The sequence below is a fragment of the Bradyrhizobium sp. SBR1B genome (assembly GCF_014198205.1).
GTDB lineage: Bacteria > Pseudomonadota > Alphaproteobacteria > Rhizobiales > Xanthobacteraceae > Bradyrhizobium.
On the sequence record NZ_JACIHC010000009.1, the window covers coordinates 46,416 to 63,894 of the forward strand.

Below are 17,479 nucleotides of genomic sequence, written 5' to 3' on the forward strand. Positions count from 1 at the left end.
TGCGTTTGATTGTTTGGTGACTCACAGCAAGGCCTTCGCTGCTTTCACGGCATCATCGAATTTCGTATCGAGCCACGCATTGCCGCCGCGGCAGCCGGCCACCACCTGCGCGGCCCAATCGCTGTAGTCGGCGAGGTCGTCACGCTCTTCGGTGGTCGGATCCGTATGAATGCGCGCGCCGATGTTGCTGATCTTGTCGGCGATCTTGATCAGCTTGGCGCCCGGCGATTTGTGCGGAGCGTCCTCGATTTGCTTCTGCCGCCGCTCGGCCTTCGGCAGGCTCATGTCATCTGTACACTCCGCGACCAGCGAGGCAACGCCCTCGGAAAGTCGCTGCGCCAGCTCCTCGCGCGTGGTGTCGGTATCCTCGATCGAATCATGCAGCCAGCCGGCCGCGACCAGCTCGGCATCGGCGCCGTCAGTCGCGGTCGCGAGCAGGTTCGCGACCTCGGCGAGATGATTGATGTAGGGCTCATTGTCGCGTCCCTTGCGCACCATGCCGTTATGGCGGCGCGCGGCGAGCTCGGCGGCTTCAGAGATGAGGCGGATGGGTGAGAGCATGGGAAATACCTCCGTTTCCGCCTCAACCGTGCCGCGCCGCGCTCGTTCCTGTGGAGATCACAGCTTCCCCATGACATCGCCGCGGAAGCCGTAGATCGTCTTCTTCCCCGCCATCGCGACGAGCTGCACGTCGCGGGTCTGGCCGGGTTCGAAGCGGACGGCAGTGCCGGCGGCGATGTCGAGGCGCATGCCGCGGGCCTTCTTGCGGTCGAATTTCAGCGCGGGGTTGGTCTCGAAGAAATGGTAGTGCGAGCCGACCTGGATCGGACGGTCGCCGGTGTTGGCGACCGTCAGCGTCACGGTCTTGCGGCCGGCATTGAGCTCGATCTCGCCGTCCTGGATGAAGAGTTCGCCGGGGATCATTCTATCCTCCTCGTCGTTCCGGGGCTCGCGCAGCGAGAAGGCCGGGATCTCGATCAACAATCTCTGGATTCCGGGTTCGCCCTGCGGGCGCCCCGGAATGACGAATTCGAATTACCTGATCGGCTCGTGCACGGTGACGAGCTTGGTGCCGTCCGGAAACGTCGCCTCGACCTGGATGTCGTGGATCATCTCGGGAATGCCCGGCATCACCTGGTCGCGGGTGAGTACCTGCGCGCCGGATTGCATCAGCTCGGCGACGGTGCGGCCGTCGCGTGCGCCTTCGAGGATGAAATCGGAGATGATGGCGATCGCCTCGGGATGGTTGAGCTTGACGCCGCGGTCCAGCCGACGGCGGGCCACGATCGCCGCCATCGAGATCAGAAGCTTGTCCTTTTCGCGGGGAGACAGGTTCATGAAGAATCTCTTCCGTTCAACACGTCAATTCAGCCGGTCAGTTCAGCCAGAGTCGCGGCAGGGCCGTTCCAGTGCGCGCCAGCACGGCCATCATGTCGGCTCGCAAGCGCGCCGCATCTTGGGCACAGAACCGGGCCATTGCAAAGCCATTCCACGCCGAGATTCCGACCTCGCCGGAGAATGAGTCCGAGGCCTCGCGAATGCGCTCGACCAGAGCCTCGTCACCGGGCACGATCAGCGCCGTGCCGATCGCGGCACCGCCTTTGGCGACGGCTGATCGCCCAAGTTTTGCGCCGATATTGCCGTCGAGCCTGATGGTCTCGGCAAACACCAGCCTGCCGCCACGCCGCAGCCGCCAGCGGTCGACGAACTCGCCCCGCTCCATCCGCTCGCCCATGGCGGTGCGGCCGAACACAACGATCTCGCAGAGCAGCAGCGAGGCGGCCTCATCAAGCTCGATGTCGAAGCGGCGGTGGACCCGGGCGCGATTGAACAGGATGGTCTCCTGGGGCAGCCAGGACAGATGCGCATCCGCGTCGGCCTTCAAGGAAATATTGAGCCGCGCCGCCGCTCCGGGCGCGCGATAGACCTTTTCGGCGGCCGCGGTCGTCAGCGTCAGGCGCGAGCCCTGGCCCGCCGCGATGTCGATCTCAAAACTGTCCCCGCCGGCGACGCCGCCGGCAGTGTTGACGAACACGCCGGAGAGCCCCTCGCCTTCAGGTGAGGGAAAGCGCACGCGCAGCGAGCCGGATTCATGCAAGACGCCGCGCCGCGTCACGCCGTCACGCGCATGGACGTCGAAGCGCACCGCGCCGCGGGCACGGTTTGCCTCGAAAACTCCTGACGTGACCGAAACGTCGCTGCGCATCAGCCTCCCCCAGCCGGTCGCGGCAGAACGGCTTACAGCGCCATCTGGCGGCTGATCTCGCTCGCGTCCAAATTGGCGCGATCGCAGGTGAATTTCACCGCGCCGCGGTCCATCACGGCAAAACTGTCGCCGAGTTCGCAGGCAAAGTCGAGGTATTGTTCGACCAGCACGATGGCGATGTTGCCGAGGTTGCGCAAATAGGAGATGGCGCGTCCGATGTCCTTGATGATCGAGGGCTGGATACCCTCGGTCGGCTCGTCGAGCAGCAGCAATTTCGGTCGCATCACCAGCGCGCGACCGATCGCGAGCTGTTGCTGCTGGCCACCAGAGAGATCGCCGCCGCGCCGGCCGAGCATGGATTGCAGCACGGGGAAGAGCGAGAACACGTCGTCGGGAATGTGCTTGTCCTCGCGCTTGAGCGGACCGAAGCCGGTCTTGAGGTTTTCCTCGACCGTCAGCAGCGGGAAGATCTCGCGGCCCTGCGGCACGAAGCCGATGCCCTTGCGCGCCCGCTCATAGGGCTTGAGGCCGGTGATGTCGCTGCCGTCGAGCACGATCGCGCCCGACGAGATCGGATATTGCCCGACCATGGCGCGCAAGAGCGAGGTCTTGCCGACGCCGTTGCGCCCGAGCACGCAGGTCACCTTGCCCGGCTCGGCCGAGATCGAGACGCCGCGCAGCGCCTGCGCCGCGCCGTAGAACAGATTGATATCCTTGACTTCAAGCATCGCTCAGCGTCCCAGATAGACTTCGATGACCCGCTCGTTGGATGAAACCTGGTCGATGGTTCCTTCGGCGAGCACGGTGCCTTCGTGCAGACAGGTGACCTTGACGCCGAGCTCGCGCACGAAGGTCATGTCGTGCTCGACCACCATCACGGTGTGGGTCTTGTTGATCTCCTTCAACAGCTCGGCGGTCAGATGCGTCTCGACGTCGGTCATCCCCGCGACGGGCTCATCGACGAGGAGCAGTTTCGGGTCCTGCGCCAGCAGCATGCCGATCTCCAACCACTGCTTCTGGCCGTGGCTGAGGCTGCCGGCCAGGCGGTTACGGGCCTCGGTGAGACGGATCGTCTCCAGCACCTTGTCGATGCGCTCGGACTCGGCCTTGCTGCCGCGCCAGAACAGCGTGCCCTTGACGCTGTGGTCGACATTGAGCGCGAGCAGGAGGTTGTCCTGCACCGTCTGGCTCTCGAACACGGTCGGTTTCTGGAATTTGCGACCGATGCCGAGCTCGGCGATGCGGGTCTCGTCGAGCCGCGTCAGATCCGTGACGCCGTCGAACAGAACCGTACCCTCGTCGGGCTTGGTCTTGCCGGTGATGATATCCATCATCGTGGTCTTGCCGGCGCCGTTCGGGCCGATGATGGCGCGCATCTCGCCGGGCTCGAGCGTCAGCGACAGATTGTTGATGGCGTGGAAGCCGTCGAACGAGACGTGCACGCCGTCGAGATAGAGCATTGCGGAGGTTGCGCGGTTGTCCATGACGTTCATTTGCGCCTACTCCGCCATCTTGGGTTCGGTGACGCCGTCTTCGGCCGCAGCGCTCGCGGCGTTGCGCTTATCTTTCGACGAGTCCCACCAGGCGTTGAAGGTGCCGACAATGCCCTTGGGCAGCAGCAACGTCACCAGGATGAACAGCGCACCCAGCATGAACAGCCAGTACGGCGCGAGCATGCCCGAGGTGAAAAACGTCTTGGCGTAGTTGACGACGACGGCACCGAGCGCGGCGCCGACCAGCGTGCCGCGGCCGCCGACCGCCACCCAGATCACTGCCTCGATCGAATTGCCGGGCGCGAATTCGCTTGGATTGATGATGCCGACCTGCGGCACGTAGAGCGCGCCGGCGACCCCGGCCATGCAGGCCGAGACCGTAAACACGAACAGCTTGTAGGATTCGACGCGGTAGCCGAGGAAGCGCGTGCGCGATTCCGCATCACGCACCGCGATCAACACCTTGCCGAGCTTGGAGGAGACGATGGCGCGGCAGATCAGGAAGCCTGCGATCAGCGCCAGACAGCTCAGCGCGAACAAAGCCGCGCGGGTGCCTTCCGCCTGGACGTTGAAGCCCAGGATGTCCTTGAAGTCGGTCAGGCCGTTATTGCCGCCGAAGCCGAAGTCGTTGCGGAAGAAGGCGAGCAGCAGCGCATAGGTCATCGCCTGTGTGATGATCGACAGATACACGCCGGTGACGCGGGAGCGGAAGGCAAGCCAGCCGAAGCAGAAGGCGAGCAGGCCGGGCACGACCAGCACCGTCAGCGCTGCGAACCAGAACATGTCGAAGCCGTACCAGTACCAGGGCAGCTTCTGCCAGTTCAGGAACACCATGAAGTCGGGCAGGATCGGATTGCCGTAGACGCCGCGGGCGCCGATCTGCCGCATCAGGTACATCCCCATCGCATAGCCACCGAGCGCAAAGAACGCGCCGTGGCCGAGCGAGAGGATGCCGCAATAGCCCCAGATCAGATCAATCGCGAGCGCCAGGATCGCGTAGCAGACATATTTGCCCCAGAGCGCGACGAGATAGGTCGGCACCTGCAGGAACGAGCCCGCGGGCAGCAGCAGGTTGGAGAGCGGGATCAGGATGCCGCAGGCTGCGACGACGGCAAGGAAGATCGTCGCGCCGCGGTCCAGCGATCGCGTCAGCATGTGAGGGGTCATGCTTCCACCGCTCGGCCCTTGAGCGCGAACAGTCCGCGCGGGCGCTTTTGAATGAACAGGATGATGAGAACCAGGATGGCGATCTTGCCGAGCACGGCGCCGGCGACCGGCTCCAGGAACTTGTTGGCGATGCCGAGCGTGAAGGCGCCGACCAGCGTGCCCCAGAGATTGCCGACGCCGCCGAACACCACGACCATGAAGCTGTCGATGATGTAGCTCTGGCCGAGATTGGGGCTGACATTGTCGATCTGCGACAGCGCCACGCCGGCGATGCCGGCAATGCCGGAGCCGAGCCCGAAGGTCAGCGCGTCGACGCGCGAGGTGGCGATGCCCATCGAGGCCGCCATGCGGCGGTTCTGCGTCACCGCGCGCATCTCGAGGCCGAGCGCGGTGTAGCGCAGCATCGCGAGCAGGATCGCGAACACGGCCAGCGTGAACACGAGAATCCAGAGCCGGTTATAGGTGATGGTGATCTGGCCGAGTTCGAAAGCGCCGCTCATCCAGGAGGGATTGCCGACCTCGCGGTTGGTCGGACCGAACATGGTGCGCACCGCCTGCTGCAGCACCAGCGACAGACCCCAGGTCGCGAGCAGCGTCTCCAGCGGACGCCCGTAGAGGAAACGGATGATGCTGCGCTCGATCAGCACGCCGATCGCGCCGGCGACGACAAAGGCCAGCGGCACCGCGATCAGCAGCGAATAATCGAACAGGCCGGGATAGCGGGTGCGGATCACCTCCTGCACCACGAAGGTGGTGTAGGCCCCGATCATCACCATCTCGCCATGCGCCATGTTGATCACGCCCATCACGCCAAAGGTGATGGCGAGCCCGATCGCGGCGAGCAGCAGCACCGAGCCGAGCGAGAGGCCGTACCAGGCATTCTGCACCATGGACCAGATCGCGAGCGAATTCTGGATCGAGCCGATCGCGCTCGCCGCGGCCTTGGTCACCGACGCCGGCTGGTCGCCCATGCCTGTGAGCAGGGCCAGCGCCTCCTGATCGCCGCGCCCCTTGAGGGTGGCCACCGCCTCCAGCTTCTCGACCTCGCTGGCGTCCGACTTGAACAGCAGGATGGCCGCGCGGGCGTCGCCGAGCGCAGCCTTGACGGACCTGTTGGTTTCCTTGGCGAGCGCGGCATCGACCGGCTCGAGCGCGGTCTCCTCATGCGACTTGAAGACGGATTGCGCGGCCTGCAGCCGTGTTCCGACGTCCGGCGACTGGAGCGTCAGGCTGCCGAGAGCTGCATCGACGCTGCGGCGCAGGCGGTTGTTGAGGCGGACTGCGCTCGCGCTGTCGGGAACGCTCGCCACCGCATGGCCGGTCGCGGCGTCGATCGACTTACCATCGGTACCGGTGACGTAAACCTTCTTGCTGTCAGGGTCGGCCATCAGGCGGCCGTCCTGAAGCGCACTGATGATGGGGAAAGCCAGCGGATTGCCGCTGCTTGCGACCACGCCGATCGCCTCGTCCGTATCGGAATAATCATCGTTGGCGAATTTGGCGACCGCATCCTCGAACGGACCGGCGAAGGCCGGCAACGCGAACGCGATCAGGCACAACGAGAGCGCAAGCGAGCAGAGGCGCGCGGACAAATGGGCTGGCACTGTGAATGACCCCGGCAGAAATGAGTGGAGAAGGCGGCGGGATCGCCGCCTTCTCCGGGCGTGTATGGCGTGTCAGATCCGGATCAGGAGCCCGAACCGAGACACTTGTTGGTCTTGGTGTTGAAGTTGCCGCACTTCTTGCCGACCCAGTCGCCGACGAGGTCCTTGGAGCCGTCGAGCTCCTTCGACCAGGCATCGCCCGCGACGAGACCCGGGGTCTTCCAGACCACGTCGAACTGGCCGTTGCCCTTGATCTCACCGATGAACACCGGCTTGGTGATGTGGTGGTTCGGCAGCATCTTCGACACGCCGCCGGTCAGGTTCTTGGCTTCGATGCCCGGGAGAGCGTCGATCACCTTGTCCGGATCGGTCGACTTCACCTTCTCGACCGCCTTGACCCACATGTCGAAGCCGATCACGTGCGCTTCCATCGGATCGTTGGTCACGCGCTTCGGATTCTTGGTGTAGGCCTGCCACGCCTTGATGAACTTCTCGTTCTCCGGCGACTTGATCGACTGGAAGTAGTTCCAGGCCGCGAGATGGCCGACCAGCGGCTTGGTGTCGATGCCGGCGAGCTCTTCTTCGCCCACCGAGAACGCGACGACCGGGATGTCCTTCGCCTTGATGCCCTGGTTGCCGAGCTCCTTGTAGAAGGGAACGTTGGCGTCACCATTGATCGTCGAGACCACGGCGGTCTTCTTGCCGGCCGAGCCGAACTTCTTGATGTCGGCCACGATCGTCTGCCAGTCGGAGTGACCGAACGGCGTGTAGTTGATCATGATGTCTTCCTGGGCGACACCCTTCGACTTCAGATAGGCTTCCAGGATCTTGTTGGTGGTACGTGGATAAACGTAGTCGGTGCCCGCAAGCACCCAGCGCTTCACCTTCTCGTCCTTCATCAGGTAGTCGACGGCGGGGATTGCCTGCTGGTTCGGCGCCGCACCCGTGTAGAACACGTTGCGCTCGCTCTCCTCACCTTCGTACTGCACGGGGTAGAACAGGATGTTGTTCAGCTCCTTGAATACGGGCAGCACCGACTTGCGCGACACCGAGGTCCAGCAGCCAAACACGACCGAGACCTTGTCCTTGGTGATCAGCTCGCGCGCCTTTTCGGCGAACAGCGGCCAGTTCGACGCGGGGTCGACGACGACGGCCTCGAGCTTCTTGCCGAGAACGCCGCCCTTCTTGTTCTGCTCGTCGATCAGGAAAAGGATGGTGTCCTTCAGCGTGGTTTCGCTGATGGCCATGGTGCCGGAAAGGGAGTGCAGCACGCCGACCTTGATGGTGTCATCCGCAGCCTTGGCGCCAGTCAATGAAGCCAGACCGAGCACCAGTCCGGCGGTCGCGGCGAGCACACCGCGGCGGCTAAATGACGCTGCTATATCGTGAGTGGATTTGCTAAACATGAGTGTCTCATCTCCCTGACGCAGACGTGAAAAACGCTGCGAAACGGCCCCACGGCCGCCTGCGATTAACGGATTCGCAAGAACCATGCCATGGACTGAGCACCCACCAACCATTTGGTTTTGCTGATAAAATTTGCCGAAATCAAAGTGTCCCGACCTCGAACCAGCCCAAAACTTGAGCAATCCAAATGTATGCCAAAGCGGCAGGCTGATCATTTTCTGAGCAAAATGCCCTTTCTGGCTAAATTTCCGGCATAACTATTTCTGCACCGCAAACAGCCTTTTTGGACGAGCTGCCTTGAAAGCGCCCCCTCGATGTTCCATATGAGCGGCTGAGACCTCTTGCGAATCAAGCGGTCGTCGCGAGCCGCGTGTTCTTAAGCCCTTACGGGCCTCTGGCTTGCCCCATATCTCCCAAGCCATCCGACACCCCAAACACGCAGGTGTCTTCTCGACACCCTTTTGCGTGCGCCGCGCTGAATGCGCCGGGCGTTGCGCTTTTGACATGGAAAGAACCCCTCTTTTGACTTCGTTTCAGGACTTCGGCCTCGCCGAACCCATCGCGCGCGCTCTTCAAGAAGAGAACTACGTCACCCCCACCCCCATCCAGGCCCAGACCATCCCCACGGCGCTGACCGGCCGCGACGTCGTCGGTATCGCCCAGACCGGTACCGGTAAGACCGCGTCCTTCGCGCTGCCGATCCTGCACCGCCTGCTCGAGCACCGTATCAAGCCGCAGCCCAAGACGACCCGCGTCCTGGTGTTGTCGCCGACCCGCGAGCTGTCCGGCCAGATCCTCGACAGCTTCAACGCCTATGGCCGCCACATCCGCCTGTCCTCGACGCTCGCCATCGGCGGCGTTCCGATGGGCCGCCAGGTCCGCTCGCTGATGCAGGGCGTCGAAGTGCTGGTCGCCACCCCCGGCCGCCTGCTCGACCTCGTCCAGAGCAACGGGCTGAAGCTCTCGAGCGTCGAATTCCTCGTGCTCGATGAAGCCGACCGCATGCTCGATATGGGCTTCATCAACGACATCCGCAAAATCGTCGCCAAGCTGCCGATCAAGCGGCAGACGCTGTTCTTCTCGGCCACCATGCCCAAGGACATTGCCGAGCTGGCGAACGCGATGCTGCGGGACCCCGCCCGCGTCGCGGTGACCCCGGTCTCCTCGACCGCCGAGCGCATCAATCAACGCATCGTCCAGGTCGATTTCTCCGCCAAGCCCGCCTTCCTGACCAAGCTTCTGAAGGACGAGCCGGTCAACCGCGCCCTGGTCTTCACCCGCACCAAGCACGGCGCGGACAAGGTGGTGAAGTCGCTCGAGAAGGCCGGCATCCCCGCCAGCGCCATCCACGGCAACAAGTCGCAGAACCATCGCGAACGGACGCTGGCCCAGTTCCGCTCGGGCGAGATCCGCACCCTGGTCGCCACCGACATCGCCGCCCGCGGCATCGACGTCGACGGCATCAGCCACGTCATCAATTTCGACCTTCCCAACGTGCCGGAAACCTACGTCCACCGCATCGGCCGCACCGCGCGTGCCGGCGCCGACGGCACCGCGATCTCGCTGGTCGCAGGCGGCGAGGAACTCAGCTATCTCCGCGACATCGAACGGCTGATCAAGGTGGCACTGCCGCGCGAAGATCTCCGCACCGACGCCGGCCGCCGCGATGCGGGTCCTCCCGCGCCGCAGCAACGACAGGGTCGCGGAGGCCGCCCGGGCCAGCGTCCGCAAGGTGCAAGGCATGGCGAGGGACGCCACGGTGACGGGCGTCGTAGCGACGAACGACATTCCGACGGACGCCACCATAGCGCCGGCAAGCACGGCGATGGACGCCCCGGTGAAGGCCGACATGGCGGCGAAGCGCGACATGCTGACGGGCGGCCCGGCAATGGCCCGAAGGCCTCAAAGGGGTCTCGTCGTCCACGCTCTGGCGGGAAGACGCATTCTTCTGCAGGCAGTCGTCCAGAACAGCGTTCCGCGCATAGCGCCGGGGCACCTGATGGGATACAAGGCGTTGCCTTTTTGCGCCGTGAGAGTCGGCCGAACGGCCAACCGAACCGCAAACCCTATTCGCACTAGCCGTCCACGACCTGGAGAAATTCATGGCTAAGGAAGAGCTGATCCAGTTCGAAGGACTGGTCACCGAAATCCTCCCCGACGCACGCTACCGCGTGCAGCTCGACGCCGGACACGAGATCGTCGCCTATACCGCCGGCAAGATGAAGAAGAACCGCATCAAGACGCTGGCAGGCGACCGCGTGACGGTGGAGATGTCGCCCTATGACCTCGAGAAGGGCCGGCTGATTTTCCGCCACAAGGACGAGCGTCCCAGCGGCGTGGGCGGACCGCCTCGCCCGGGCCAGCGCGGCGGCCAGTTCCGCCGTCGCTAGGCGCCTGAGCGCGGAAGTAAGATTCTGACTTTATGTGGATCCGCCGCGGCCATCGCGGCGGATCAAAAAATCGTGCATGTCCGGATTGTTTTGAGACCCCAATTCCGATAAAATGAATTTATCGATTTTCGGCCGGACGACATTAGCATCCACCGGTACAGCCGGTTCAGACACGCTGACGACCCTTCCAAAAATTCGATCTAACCGGCCTGCGCAAGCGGGCTCTCACATTGTGTTATCTGAGAAGGGACTACCCCCGTGAGCATGGGAACCGTGAAGTGGTTTAACGCGACCAAAGGCTTCGGCTTCATTCAGCCCGACGACGGCGGCCAGGACGTGTTCGTCCACATCAGCGCTGTGGAGCGCGCGGGCCTCGGCACGCTGCGCGAAGGTCAGAAGATCTCCTACGAGATCGTGGCCGACCGTCGTTCCGGCAAGTCGGCAGCGGACAACCTCCGCTCCGAAGGCTGAGCGTCCGGGCGTTGGGCCGATCGGCTCGCGCAAGCCAAAGAAAGCAAGAAGGCCGTGCGCAACGCACGGCCTTTTTCATTTTAGCGCCTGCTCGCGGATATCAGCACGTCGACGGCACGCCGTTGTAGGGAACGCAGGTGACCTGGCGCGGCCGCGTGTAGGACAGATCGCTCAAGGGTAGGCTCGACTTCAACACGTAGCCTACGGACGGCGTGTAAGTGTAGCTCGCCTCGCTGAGGATGAGGTAGGTCGACGGAATCAACAGCGTCGAGGGAATCATGGTGGTGACCTTGTCGCCGGCCTTGCGAGCCGAGGTCGCCAGCGTCGCTTGCGTCGCGCCGCTCGCAATGGTGCCGGCCTTGCTCCACTGGACCGTAGCAATGCTGTTGGCATCGATATAGATCTGGGAGACCGTGCCCTTCACCAGACTGGCGTCGTAGGGCATGATGACCGAGATGCTCGCCGTGAACGTATCCTTCATGTCGGCATCGGCGAGCGTCGTCGACTGCGACGTCAAATCGGACAGCGCCCGCGCGATCAATGTAACCTTGCGATCGATCGCCACGGCCGACGAGAATTCGACGGTGCCGAAGAACATCACCAGCATCAGCGGGACGATGACCGCGAATTCGGTCGCCGCGAGCGCGCGCTTGTCGGCGACGAAGTCGCGCACGGAACTACATGCATTCCGCCAGATATTCGCAATCGCCTGCATCGGTCCGCTCGGATCCATCTGTCTCAGAAGGGTTCGTTCTTGAAGGCCGTGGTCGCCACCATCAGCCGTTTGTTGCTGCACCCGATATTGTAACCGAGTCCGGTGACGATGAGCGGCCATTGATAGAACAGCCGCACCACGACCACCTGGCCGGAGGTCCCGGCACTGTACTGCATGCCGGTCGGGTTGAAATTGCAGGAATCGCCGTAGTTCGTCAGGCTTAGCGACCCGAAGGAGCTGGTGCTCACGACGTCGACGTAGAGCTTGCTGCAATCAAACAGCGCCGGGATCTGCGTGCACACATAGGCCTTGAACGTCGTCTGGTCGCACGCCATGACCACGCCGGGCGTGGTCTGACAGGCCGCCACCGACCCGCCCTGCGCTTGCGCCTGGCCGGTCAGAATCGCGCGCGCGGAATTTTGCGTGATGGTCTCGAGCACCTGGCTCGCGAGGAACATGAGCGCCGTTTCGATGATGGCGAACAGCAGCGCGAAGAACATCGGTGCGACCAGGGCGAACTCGACGGCCGCGGAACCGCGGCGGTTGCCGCAAAACCGGCCCAGCGCTTTCCGGAGTGTGAATCTCGAAGGTGCAGGCGATGGCATCGCGTCAAATTCCCCAGCAACGGGCGATCAACTGTCCCGTTCAATAGCGGAAACTGATTGTTTAAGTGTTTCAGGCGATCCGCAGCCCGCGGACCGCGCCATTAAGAACGCGTTAACCAGCCGCGATCCCAAGCTCGCGGAAAGCACGGCGCGCGCCGAGACCTCTGCTTCGCATTTGCAAAGCGGTCTGGGGGGCTCCTGCCCGGGCAAACCCGCCGATCGGTGCTGCTAGTTGGACTTGGGCGGACCGCCGCCACCACCACCGCTGGCGCTGGCGCTCAGCGAGCCGGCCTGGCTCATCGTGTTGTTGAAGTAGGTGTCGCTGTCGCCGAGCGTCACGCGACGCTGGCAAAGCGGCACGCAGCTGTAGGACTCGCGCTCGATTCCGCGATAGACGGTGACGAGCCGGTCGCTCGGACCTTCGACCTGGATCTGGCGATCGACCAGAATCTCGCCGGCCCGGTCGAGTGCGATGAAATTGGTGGCACCATAGCCCTTGCCGGTCACGACGATCATGCCGCCGGGCTGGAGCGTGACGTCGGCGATCAGGGGATTGCCGACCACGATGGTCGCCACCTTGCCAGGCAGCCGCACCAGCTTGGCCTGGTCGACATTGACGGCAATGGTGTCGGCGGTGGGCTCGGCAAGGCCGGCGGCCGGCGATGCCAGCACCGCGGCCGCAACCAGAAGACAGACGCGCGCACGACGGCGCAGCAATTCCTTACGCATACTCTTACCCCCGGGACGTCACAAACCAGCGGAAGCGACTCGATACAACGAAGCCAGTGCCCGACCCGGCTAACCTGCCCTTAATTCGTGAACGTTCCGCAAACTCGCCGACTATTGTTTGAACAGACTGGCGTTTTACCGCCTTGGAGGCTAGCGGCGGAACGGATAGGCGAACTGGCCCGCGATCTCCTTCGGCATCGTCGCTTCGTCCTTGCCGTAATCCTGAGGCAGTTCACCCTCGGGCATACGGAAGGTGCCGAACAGAACATCCCAGATCGGGAACGTGCCGGCAAAATTGGTGTCGCCGCCCTCCTCGAGCGAGGTGTGGTGCCAGCGGTGGAACACCGGCGTCGCCAGCAAATATTTGAACGGCCCGAAGCTCCAATTCAGGTTGGCGTGCACGAAGGCCGAATGGAAGGTCGTGAACGGGGAGAGCCAAACCATCGCGTTCGGGGAAATGCCGGCCATCAGCAGCACGACGTCGACGCCGATCGAGCCGAGCACGAGATTGACGGGATGGAAGCGGGCCGCCGAAATCCAGCTGATCTCCTCCGAGGAGTGATGGATGGCGTGGTACTTCCAGAACCCGCCGCCGTGGAACAGCCGGTGCAGCCAATACAGCATGAAGTCGGACAGGACCAGGAACAACCCGGCCTGGACCCAGAGCGGCATTAACGACAGCGGGCCGTGGCCATTGTCATAGAAGGCGATGAGCTCATCGGCGTCGTGGATGTTGAAGACGAGGCTCGCGCCGACGATCAGAAGTCCGATCCGCATGGTGCGGGCGAACACCGGAACGAAGAACCAGTAGCAGATGTCGGTGACGATCTCGCGCTTGCGCCACCACGGCGCGCCGGCATTGCAGGCCCAGAAATGTTCGAGCACGGTGAAGACCGCCGCGAGCGCGAAGGTGATGGGGATCACCTTGACGATGGTCTCGCCGAGCATCAGGGCGACTTGCATGGGCAGGCTCGACATCGTCGCCTCTCTTGCGAATTCCAGCTCTGTTACGCCTACGCCGCTAAATTTAAGGGAGCGTGAAGCCGGCGCCGCGCCGACGGTACAATCCGGAACCGGAACGAATTACAGGCGCCGCCTTAAGACGAAATTCACTCTGGGCCAAAGCATCGCGCCGCAGGCGGGTTTGCCCGATCGAATTAACTCTACCGAAAGAGCTCGGCTCTCATGGTCATCGGGTCAATGACGGCGCCGAACGAGGCGATCCCCACCCCAGATGGAGTTATGTTCATGAAGAACTTGATTGCACGTTTCGCGAAGGATGAATCCGGCGCCACCGCGATCGAATACGGTCTGATCGCCGCCGGCATCGCGCTGGCCATCATCACCGTCGTCAACAACCTCGGCACCACGTTGAACGCCAAGTTCACTTCGATCAGCAGCTCGCTGAAGTAAGCAACCGACGAATCTCGGCAAAAGCCCCGGATCTCCGGGGCCTTTGTTTTTCCGAAGACGGCGAGTTCCAGTGGCGTTGCGTAAGTACAGAACCGATGCCGCGATCGCGGCGGATGAGACAGCGGCGGCACAGGCCGGCTCGCCGATCTATTGGGTCTGCCTTGCGCTGCTGCTTGCGACGGCCGCGCTCGCCGCGCGCATTGCCAGCCTCTGGTGACGACGCCTTCCGCGACTTCAGCCTCGCGCGCCCTTGCTGCCGTTGTCGGTTTGTTTAGCACTGCCGGCTAGCATCGCCCGACGCCAGTTCCCGCGGCAAACCCAGGCCTCAAGACGCAGCCCATGATCCTCGACCTTGCGCGCCTTCTGCTCTTCCCGGCCCTGATGGCGTTCGCTGCCGCGAGCGATCTCTTCACGATGACGATCTCGAACCGAGTGTCGCTGGCGCTGGTCGCCGGCTTCTTCGCGCTTGCCCTCGCCGGTGGCATGGCACCTTACGAGATGCTCAGTCATGTCGGCGCCGGCGCGCTTCTTTTGGTCATCGCCTTCACCTGCTTTGCGATGGGCTGGGTCGGCGGCGGCGACGCCAAGGTCGCAGCCTCCGTCGCGCTCTGGTTCGGCTTCGCACAGCTGATGAACTTCCTGCTCTACGCCTCGCTGTTCGGCGGAGCGCTGACGCTGCTCCTGCTCCAGTTCCGGCAATGGCCGCTGCCCTACGGACTGGCGGGTCAGGCCTGGCTCGCCCGGCTGCATGCCAAGGAGAGCGGTATCCCCTATGGCATCGCGCTCGCACTGAGTGCGCTGATGGTCTACCCGGAGACCGAATGGGTGAAGGCGATTGATCTCGCTCACCTCGCGCTGCGCTGAACGCACCGGGTAAACCCGGCGTTAAGGCGATTTAGATACGCCTCATTAACCATGCTTTGACGAATAGCTGGTCAACTGCCGATTACGGCGGCGGCAGCGTCGCGGCGTTTTGTTGGAAAGTGAAGCGTATGAATAGGGCACGCATTGTCGTCCTGGCGGTCGCCATCTGCGCCGGCGGTGTCGCCGCGTACCTGGCGAGCGGCTCGGACAATTCTGCGCCGCCTCCGGCCCCGGTCGCGCAGCTTCCGACCGTCGACGTCCTCGTGGCCAAGAACGACATCGGCCTCGGCCAGACCGTGAAGCCGGAAGATCTGCAATGGCAGACCTGGCCGGCCGCGACCGCCAGCGCCACCTTCATTCGCCGCAACGAGCGTCCCGAGGGCGTGACCCAGGTGACCGGTTCGATCGCGCGCGCCCCCTTCATTCAGGGTGAGCCGATCCGCGACCAGAAGCTGGTCAAGGCCGAGGGCTCCGGATTCATGGCGGCCATCCTGCCCAGCGGCATGCGGGCCATCTCGACCGAAATCTCGCCGGAGACCGGCGCAGGCGGCTTCATCCTGCCCAATGACCGCGTCGATGTCCTGCTGACACGCCGCCTCAAGAACCCGGACCAGACCGCCGGGGGCCAGGACGTCGTCACGTCCGAGATCATCCTGGTCAACGTGCGCGTCCTCGCCATCGACCAGGCTCCGAAGGAAAAGGACGGCCAGAACACCGTGGTCGGCAAGACCGTGACCCTGGAACTCACTTCCGCACAGACCCAGGCGCTTTCCTCGGCTCGTCAGGCCGGAACGCTCTCGCTGGCGCTGCGCAGCATTGCCGACGTCAAGATGAGCGAGATCACGCTCGACGAATCCGCCCAGAAGCGCGACGGCGTCTCGATCATTCGCTACGGCATCCCGAGCTCGACGGCGAAAGCACGATGAGGACAGGCGACATGAAATGCAGGGCAGATCTGGCGACGATGCGAACCTCCATGGTCCGCGCCCTGTCGTTTTCGGCCGCCTTCGCGCTGGCATTCAACCCGGTGCTGACCCCCGTGGTCGCCGCCGACTATCGCCCCGGCGCGGCGGTCGCCGCCGACGGTCAGATGAACGCCCGCTTCCTTTCGCTCGGCATCGGCAAGTCCGTGGTGATCGACCTTCCGCGCGACATCAAGGACGTGCTGGTCGCTGACCCCAAGATCGCCAATGCGGTGGTCCGCTCGGCGCAGCGCGCCTACATCATCGGCGCCGCGCTCGGCCAGACCAACATCGTGTTCTTCGATTCTGCAGGCCAGCAGATCGCGGCCTATGACATCGCGGTCAAGCGCGACCTCAACGGCGTGCGGGCGGCGCTGAAGCAGGTCCTGCCGAATTCAGACATCCAAATCGACGGGCTCGGCGACGGAATCGTCCTGACCGGCACAGCGGCGAACCCGATGGAAGCGCAGCAGGCCAATGACCTCGCCGCGCGCCTGGCCGGCGGCGCCGACAAGGTCGTGAACTCGATCGTGGTCCGCGGCCGTGACCAGGTCATGCTCAAGGTGACGGTGGCCGAAGTCCAGCGCAACATCGTCAAGCAGCTCGGCATCGACCTGACCGCGAACCTCAACTACGGCACGTCGGTGGTGAGCTTCTCCAACTCGAATCCGTTCACCGCTCTCGGCCACAACCTCGTGGACGGCAACAATCTGACCACGAAGTTCGGCGCGGCGCCGTCGGTGCAGGCCACCCTGCGCGCGATGGAAACCGCTGGCGTGATCCGGACGCTGGCCGAACCGAACCTGACCGCGATCTCCGGTGAATCGGCAACGTTCATCGCCGGCGGCGAATTCCCCGTGCCGGCGGGCTATGCGTGCGATCCCACCACGCATGTCTGTACCACCCAGATCAGCTTCAAGAAGTTCGGCATCTCGCTCAACTTCACCCCCGTGGTGCTGAGCGAAGGCAAGATCAGCCTGCGGGTGATGACCGAGGTCTCGGAGCTGTCGAACGAGAATGCGATCACGCTGTCGCAGGCCGTGACCTCGACGTCGGTGAACTCGGTGACGGTGCCCTCGATCAGGACCCGCCGTGCCGAGACCTCGCTGGAAATTCCCTCCGGCGGCGCGATGGCGATGGCCGGCCTGATCCAGCAGCAGACCAAGCAGGCCATCAGCGGATTGCCGGGACTGATGCAGCTCCCGGTCCTCGGCACGCTGTTCCGCAGCCGCGACTTCGTCAACAACGCGACCGAGCTGGTCGTGATCGTGACGCCTTATGTCGTTCGCGCGGTGGCGCCAAAGGACCTGTCGCGGCCGGATGACGGCTTCGCCCCGCCTGCGGATCCACAGGCCCAGTTGCTCGGCAACATCAACCGCCTTTACGGCGTGCCCGGCCGGACCGAACCGGCCAAGAACTACCGCGGCACCTACGGCTTCATCACCGACTGAGG

21 protein-coding genes are annotated in these 17,479 nt (G+C 63.7%); 8 read left to right on the forward strand and 13 right to left on the reverse strand.

Going from position 1 to position 17,479, the window contains the following annotated elements:
* Nucleotides 1-21 precede the first annotated feature (21 nt).
* From GGD61_RS22800 to urtA, 9 genes are all read right to left on the reverse strand, one after another.
* Nucleotides 22-561, reverse strand: coding sequence for an HD domain-containing protein (locus GGD61_RS22800; RefSeq protein WP_183231187.1), 540 nt, complete (start codon nucleotides 559-561; stop codon nucleotides 22-24).
* 57 nt (nucleotides 562-618) lie between these two features.
* Nucleotides 619-924 carry an urease subunit beta gene (locus GGD61_RS22805; protein ID WP_026202067.1) on the reverse strand — a complete coding sequence of 102 codons (306 nt, stop codon included), beginning with the start codon at nucleotides 922-924 and terminating at the stop codon, nucleotides 619-621.
* A 111-nt stretch (nucleotides 925-1,035) separates the two neighbouring features.
* A complete protein-coding gene (locus tag GGD61_RS22810) occupies nucleotides 1,036-1,338 on the reverse strand; it encodes an urease subunit gamma (RefSeq protein ID WP_007605424.1) in 303 nt (100 codons plus the stop codon).
* A gap of 37 nt (nucleotides 1,339-1,375) precedes the next feature.
* On the reverse strand, nucleotides 1,376-2,206 hold the full coding sequence (locus GGD61_RS22815) for an urease accessory protein UreD (protein WP_183231188.1): 831 nt from the start codon (nucleotides 2,204-2,206) through the stop codon (nucleotides 1,376-1,378).
* A gap of 32 nt (nucleotides 2,207-2,238) precedes the next feature.
* Nucleotides 2,239-2,934, reverse strand: coding sequence for an urea ABC transporter ATP-binding subunit UrtE (gene urtE, locus GGD61_RS22820; protein ID WP_018318770.1), 696 nt, complete (start codon nucleotides 2,932-2,934; stop codon nucleotides 2,239-2,241).
* A gap of 3 nt (nucleotides 2,935-2,937) precedes the next feature.
* Nucleotides 2,938-3,699: an urea ABC transporter ATP-binding protein UrtD gene (gene urtD, locus GGD61_RS22825; protein ID WP_018318771.1), complete on the reverse strand. Its 762-nt coding sequence runs from the start codon at nucleotides 3,697-3,699 to the stop codon at nucleotides 2,938-2,940.
* 6 nt (nucleotides 3,700-3,705) lie between these two features.
* Nucleotides 3,706-4,866: an urea ABC transporter permease subunit UrtC gene (gene urtC / locus GGD61_RS22830; protein WP_183231189.1), complete on the reverse strand. Its 1,161-nt coding sequence runs from the start codon at nucleotides 4,864-4,866 to the stop codon at nucleotides 3,706-3,708.
* Nucleotides 4,863-6,470 (reverse strand): urea ABC transporter permease subunit UrtB, encoded by a 1,608-nt coding sequence (gene urtB, locus GGD61_RS22835; RefSeq protein WP_183231190.1) that lies wholly within the window; start codon nucleotides 6,468-6,470, stop codon nucleotides 4,863-4,865. The genes urtC and urtB overlap by 4 nt, the downstream gene beginning before the upstream one ends.
* An 83-nt stretch (nucleotides 6,471-6,553) precedes the next feature.
* Nucleotides 6,554-7,876 (reverse strand): urea ABC transporter substrate-binding protein, encoded by a 1,323-nt coding sequence (gene urtA, locus GGD61_RS22840; protein WP_026202068.1) that lies wholly within the window; start codon nucleotides 7,874-7,876, stop codon nucleotides 6,554-6,556.
* Between the two features lie 505 nt (nucleotides 7,877-8,381).
* Between urtA and GGD61_RS22845 the strand changes: the two genes are divergently transcribed.
* The 3 genes from GGD61_RS22845 (at nucleotide 8,382) to GGD61_RS22855 (ending at nucleotide 10,738) form a co-directional block, all read left to right on the forward strand.
* Complete coding sequence (locus GGD61_RS22845; protein WP_092254382.1) at nucleotides 8,382-9,956, forward strand: DEAD/DEAH box helicase; 1,575 nt, start codon at nucleotides 8,382-8,384, stop codon at nucleotides 9,954-9,956.
* A gap of 23 nt (nucleotides 9,957-9,979) precedes the next feature.
* On the forward strand, nucleotides 9,980-10,267 hold the full coding sequence (gene infA / locus GGD61_RS22850) for a translation initiation factor IF-1 (RefSeq protein WP_008131890.1): 288 nt from the start codon (nucleotides 9,980-9,982) through the stop codon (nucleotides 10,265-10,267).
* Between the two features lie 258 nt (nucleotides 10,268-10,525).
* Complete coding sequence (locus tag GGD61_RS22855) at nucleotides 10,526-10,738, forward strand: cold-shock protein (protein ID WP_018318776.1); 213 nt, start codon at nucleotides 10,526-10,528, stop codon at nucleotides 10,736-10,738.
* 100 nt (nucleotides 10,739-10,838) lie between these two features.
* On the opposite strand, the gene GGD61_RS22860 is transcribed toward GGD61_RS22855, so the two are convergent.
* The 4 genes from GGD61_RS22860 to GGD61_RS22875 form a co-directional block, all read right to left on the reverse strand.
* Nucleotides 10,839-11,453, reverse strand: a complete 615-nt coding sequence (locus tag GGD61_RS22860; RefSeq protein WP_026202069.1) for a TadE/TadG family type IV pilus assembly protein — start codon at nucleotides 11,451-11,453, stop codon at nucleotides 10,839-10,841.
* Between the two features lie 23 nt (nucleotides 11,454-11,476).
* Nucleotides 11,477-12,058: a TadE/TadG family type IV pilus assembly protein gene (locus tag GGD61_RS22865; protein WP_018318778.1), complete on the reverse strand. Its 582-nt coding sequence runs from the start codon at nucleotides 12,056-12,058 to the stop codon at nucleotides 11,477-11,479.
* Nucleotides 12,059-12,286: 228 nt separating this feature from the next.
* Nucleotides 12,287-12,787, reverse strand: coding sequence for a pilus assembly protein N-terminal domain-containing protein (locus tag GGD61_RS22870; protein WP_092254378.1), 501 nt, complete (start codon nucleotides 12,785-12,787; stop codon nucleotides 12,287-12,289).
* A gap of 150 nt (nucleotides 12,788-12,937) precedes the next feature.
* Nucleotides 12,938-13,765, reverse strand: a complete 828-nt coding sequence (locus GGD61_RS22875) for a sterol desaturase family protein (protein ID WP_018318780.1) — start codon at nucleotides 13,763-13,765, stop codon at nucleotides 12,938-12,940.
* A 270-nt stretch (nucleotides 13,766-14,035) separates the two neighbouring features.
* On the opposite strand from GGD61_RS22875, the gene GGD61_RS22880 reads away from it, so the two are divergent.
* From GGD61_RS22880 to GGD61_RS22900, 5 genes are all read left to right on the forward strand, one after another.
* The gene (locus GGD61_RS22880; protein ID WP_007599783.1) at nucleotides 14,036-14,200 is read left to right on the forward strand and encodes a Flp family type IVb pilin; all 165 of its coding nucleotides are present in this window, start codon (nucleotides 14,036-14,038) and stop codon (nucleotides 14,198-14,200) included.
* A gap of 76 nt (nucleotides 14,201-14,276) precedes the next feature.
* Complete coding sequence (locus GGD61_RS22885) at nucleotides 14,277-14,417, forward strand: hypothetical protein (protein WP_177237010.1); 141 nt, start codon at nucleotides 14,277-14,279, stop codon at nucleotides 14,415-14,417.
* 122 nt (nucleotides 14,418-14,539) lie between these two features.
* Entirely contained in the window at nucleotides 14,540-15,064 is a 525-nt protein-coding gene (locus GGD61_RS22890) for a prepilin peptidase (protein WP_028142098.1), read from the forward strand.
* A gap of 128 nt (nucleotides 15,065-15,192) precedes the next feature.
* The gene (cpaB, locus tag GGD61_RS22895; protein WP_177237031.1) at nucleotides 15,193-15,990 is read left to right on the forward strand and encodes a Flp pilus assembly protein CpaB; all 798 of its coding nucleotides are present in this window, start codon (nucleotides 15,193-15,195) and stop codon (nucleotides 15,988-15,990) included.
* An 11-nt stretch (nucleotides 15,991-16,001) separates the two neighbouring features.
* Nucleotides 16,002-17,477 (forward strand): type II and III secretion system protein family protein, encoded by a 1,476-nt coding sequence (locus GGD61_RS22900; protein WP_177237030.1) that lies wholly within the window; start codon nucleotides 16,002-16,004, stop codon nucleotides 17,475-17,477.
* The last annotated feature ends 2 nt before the right edge of the window (nucleotides 17,478-17,479 follow it).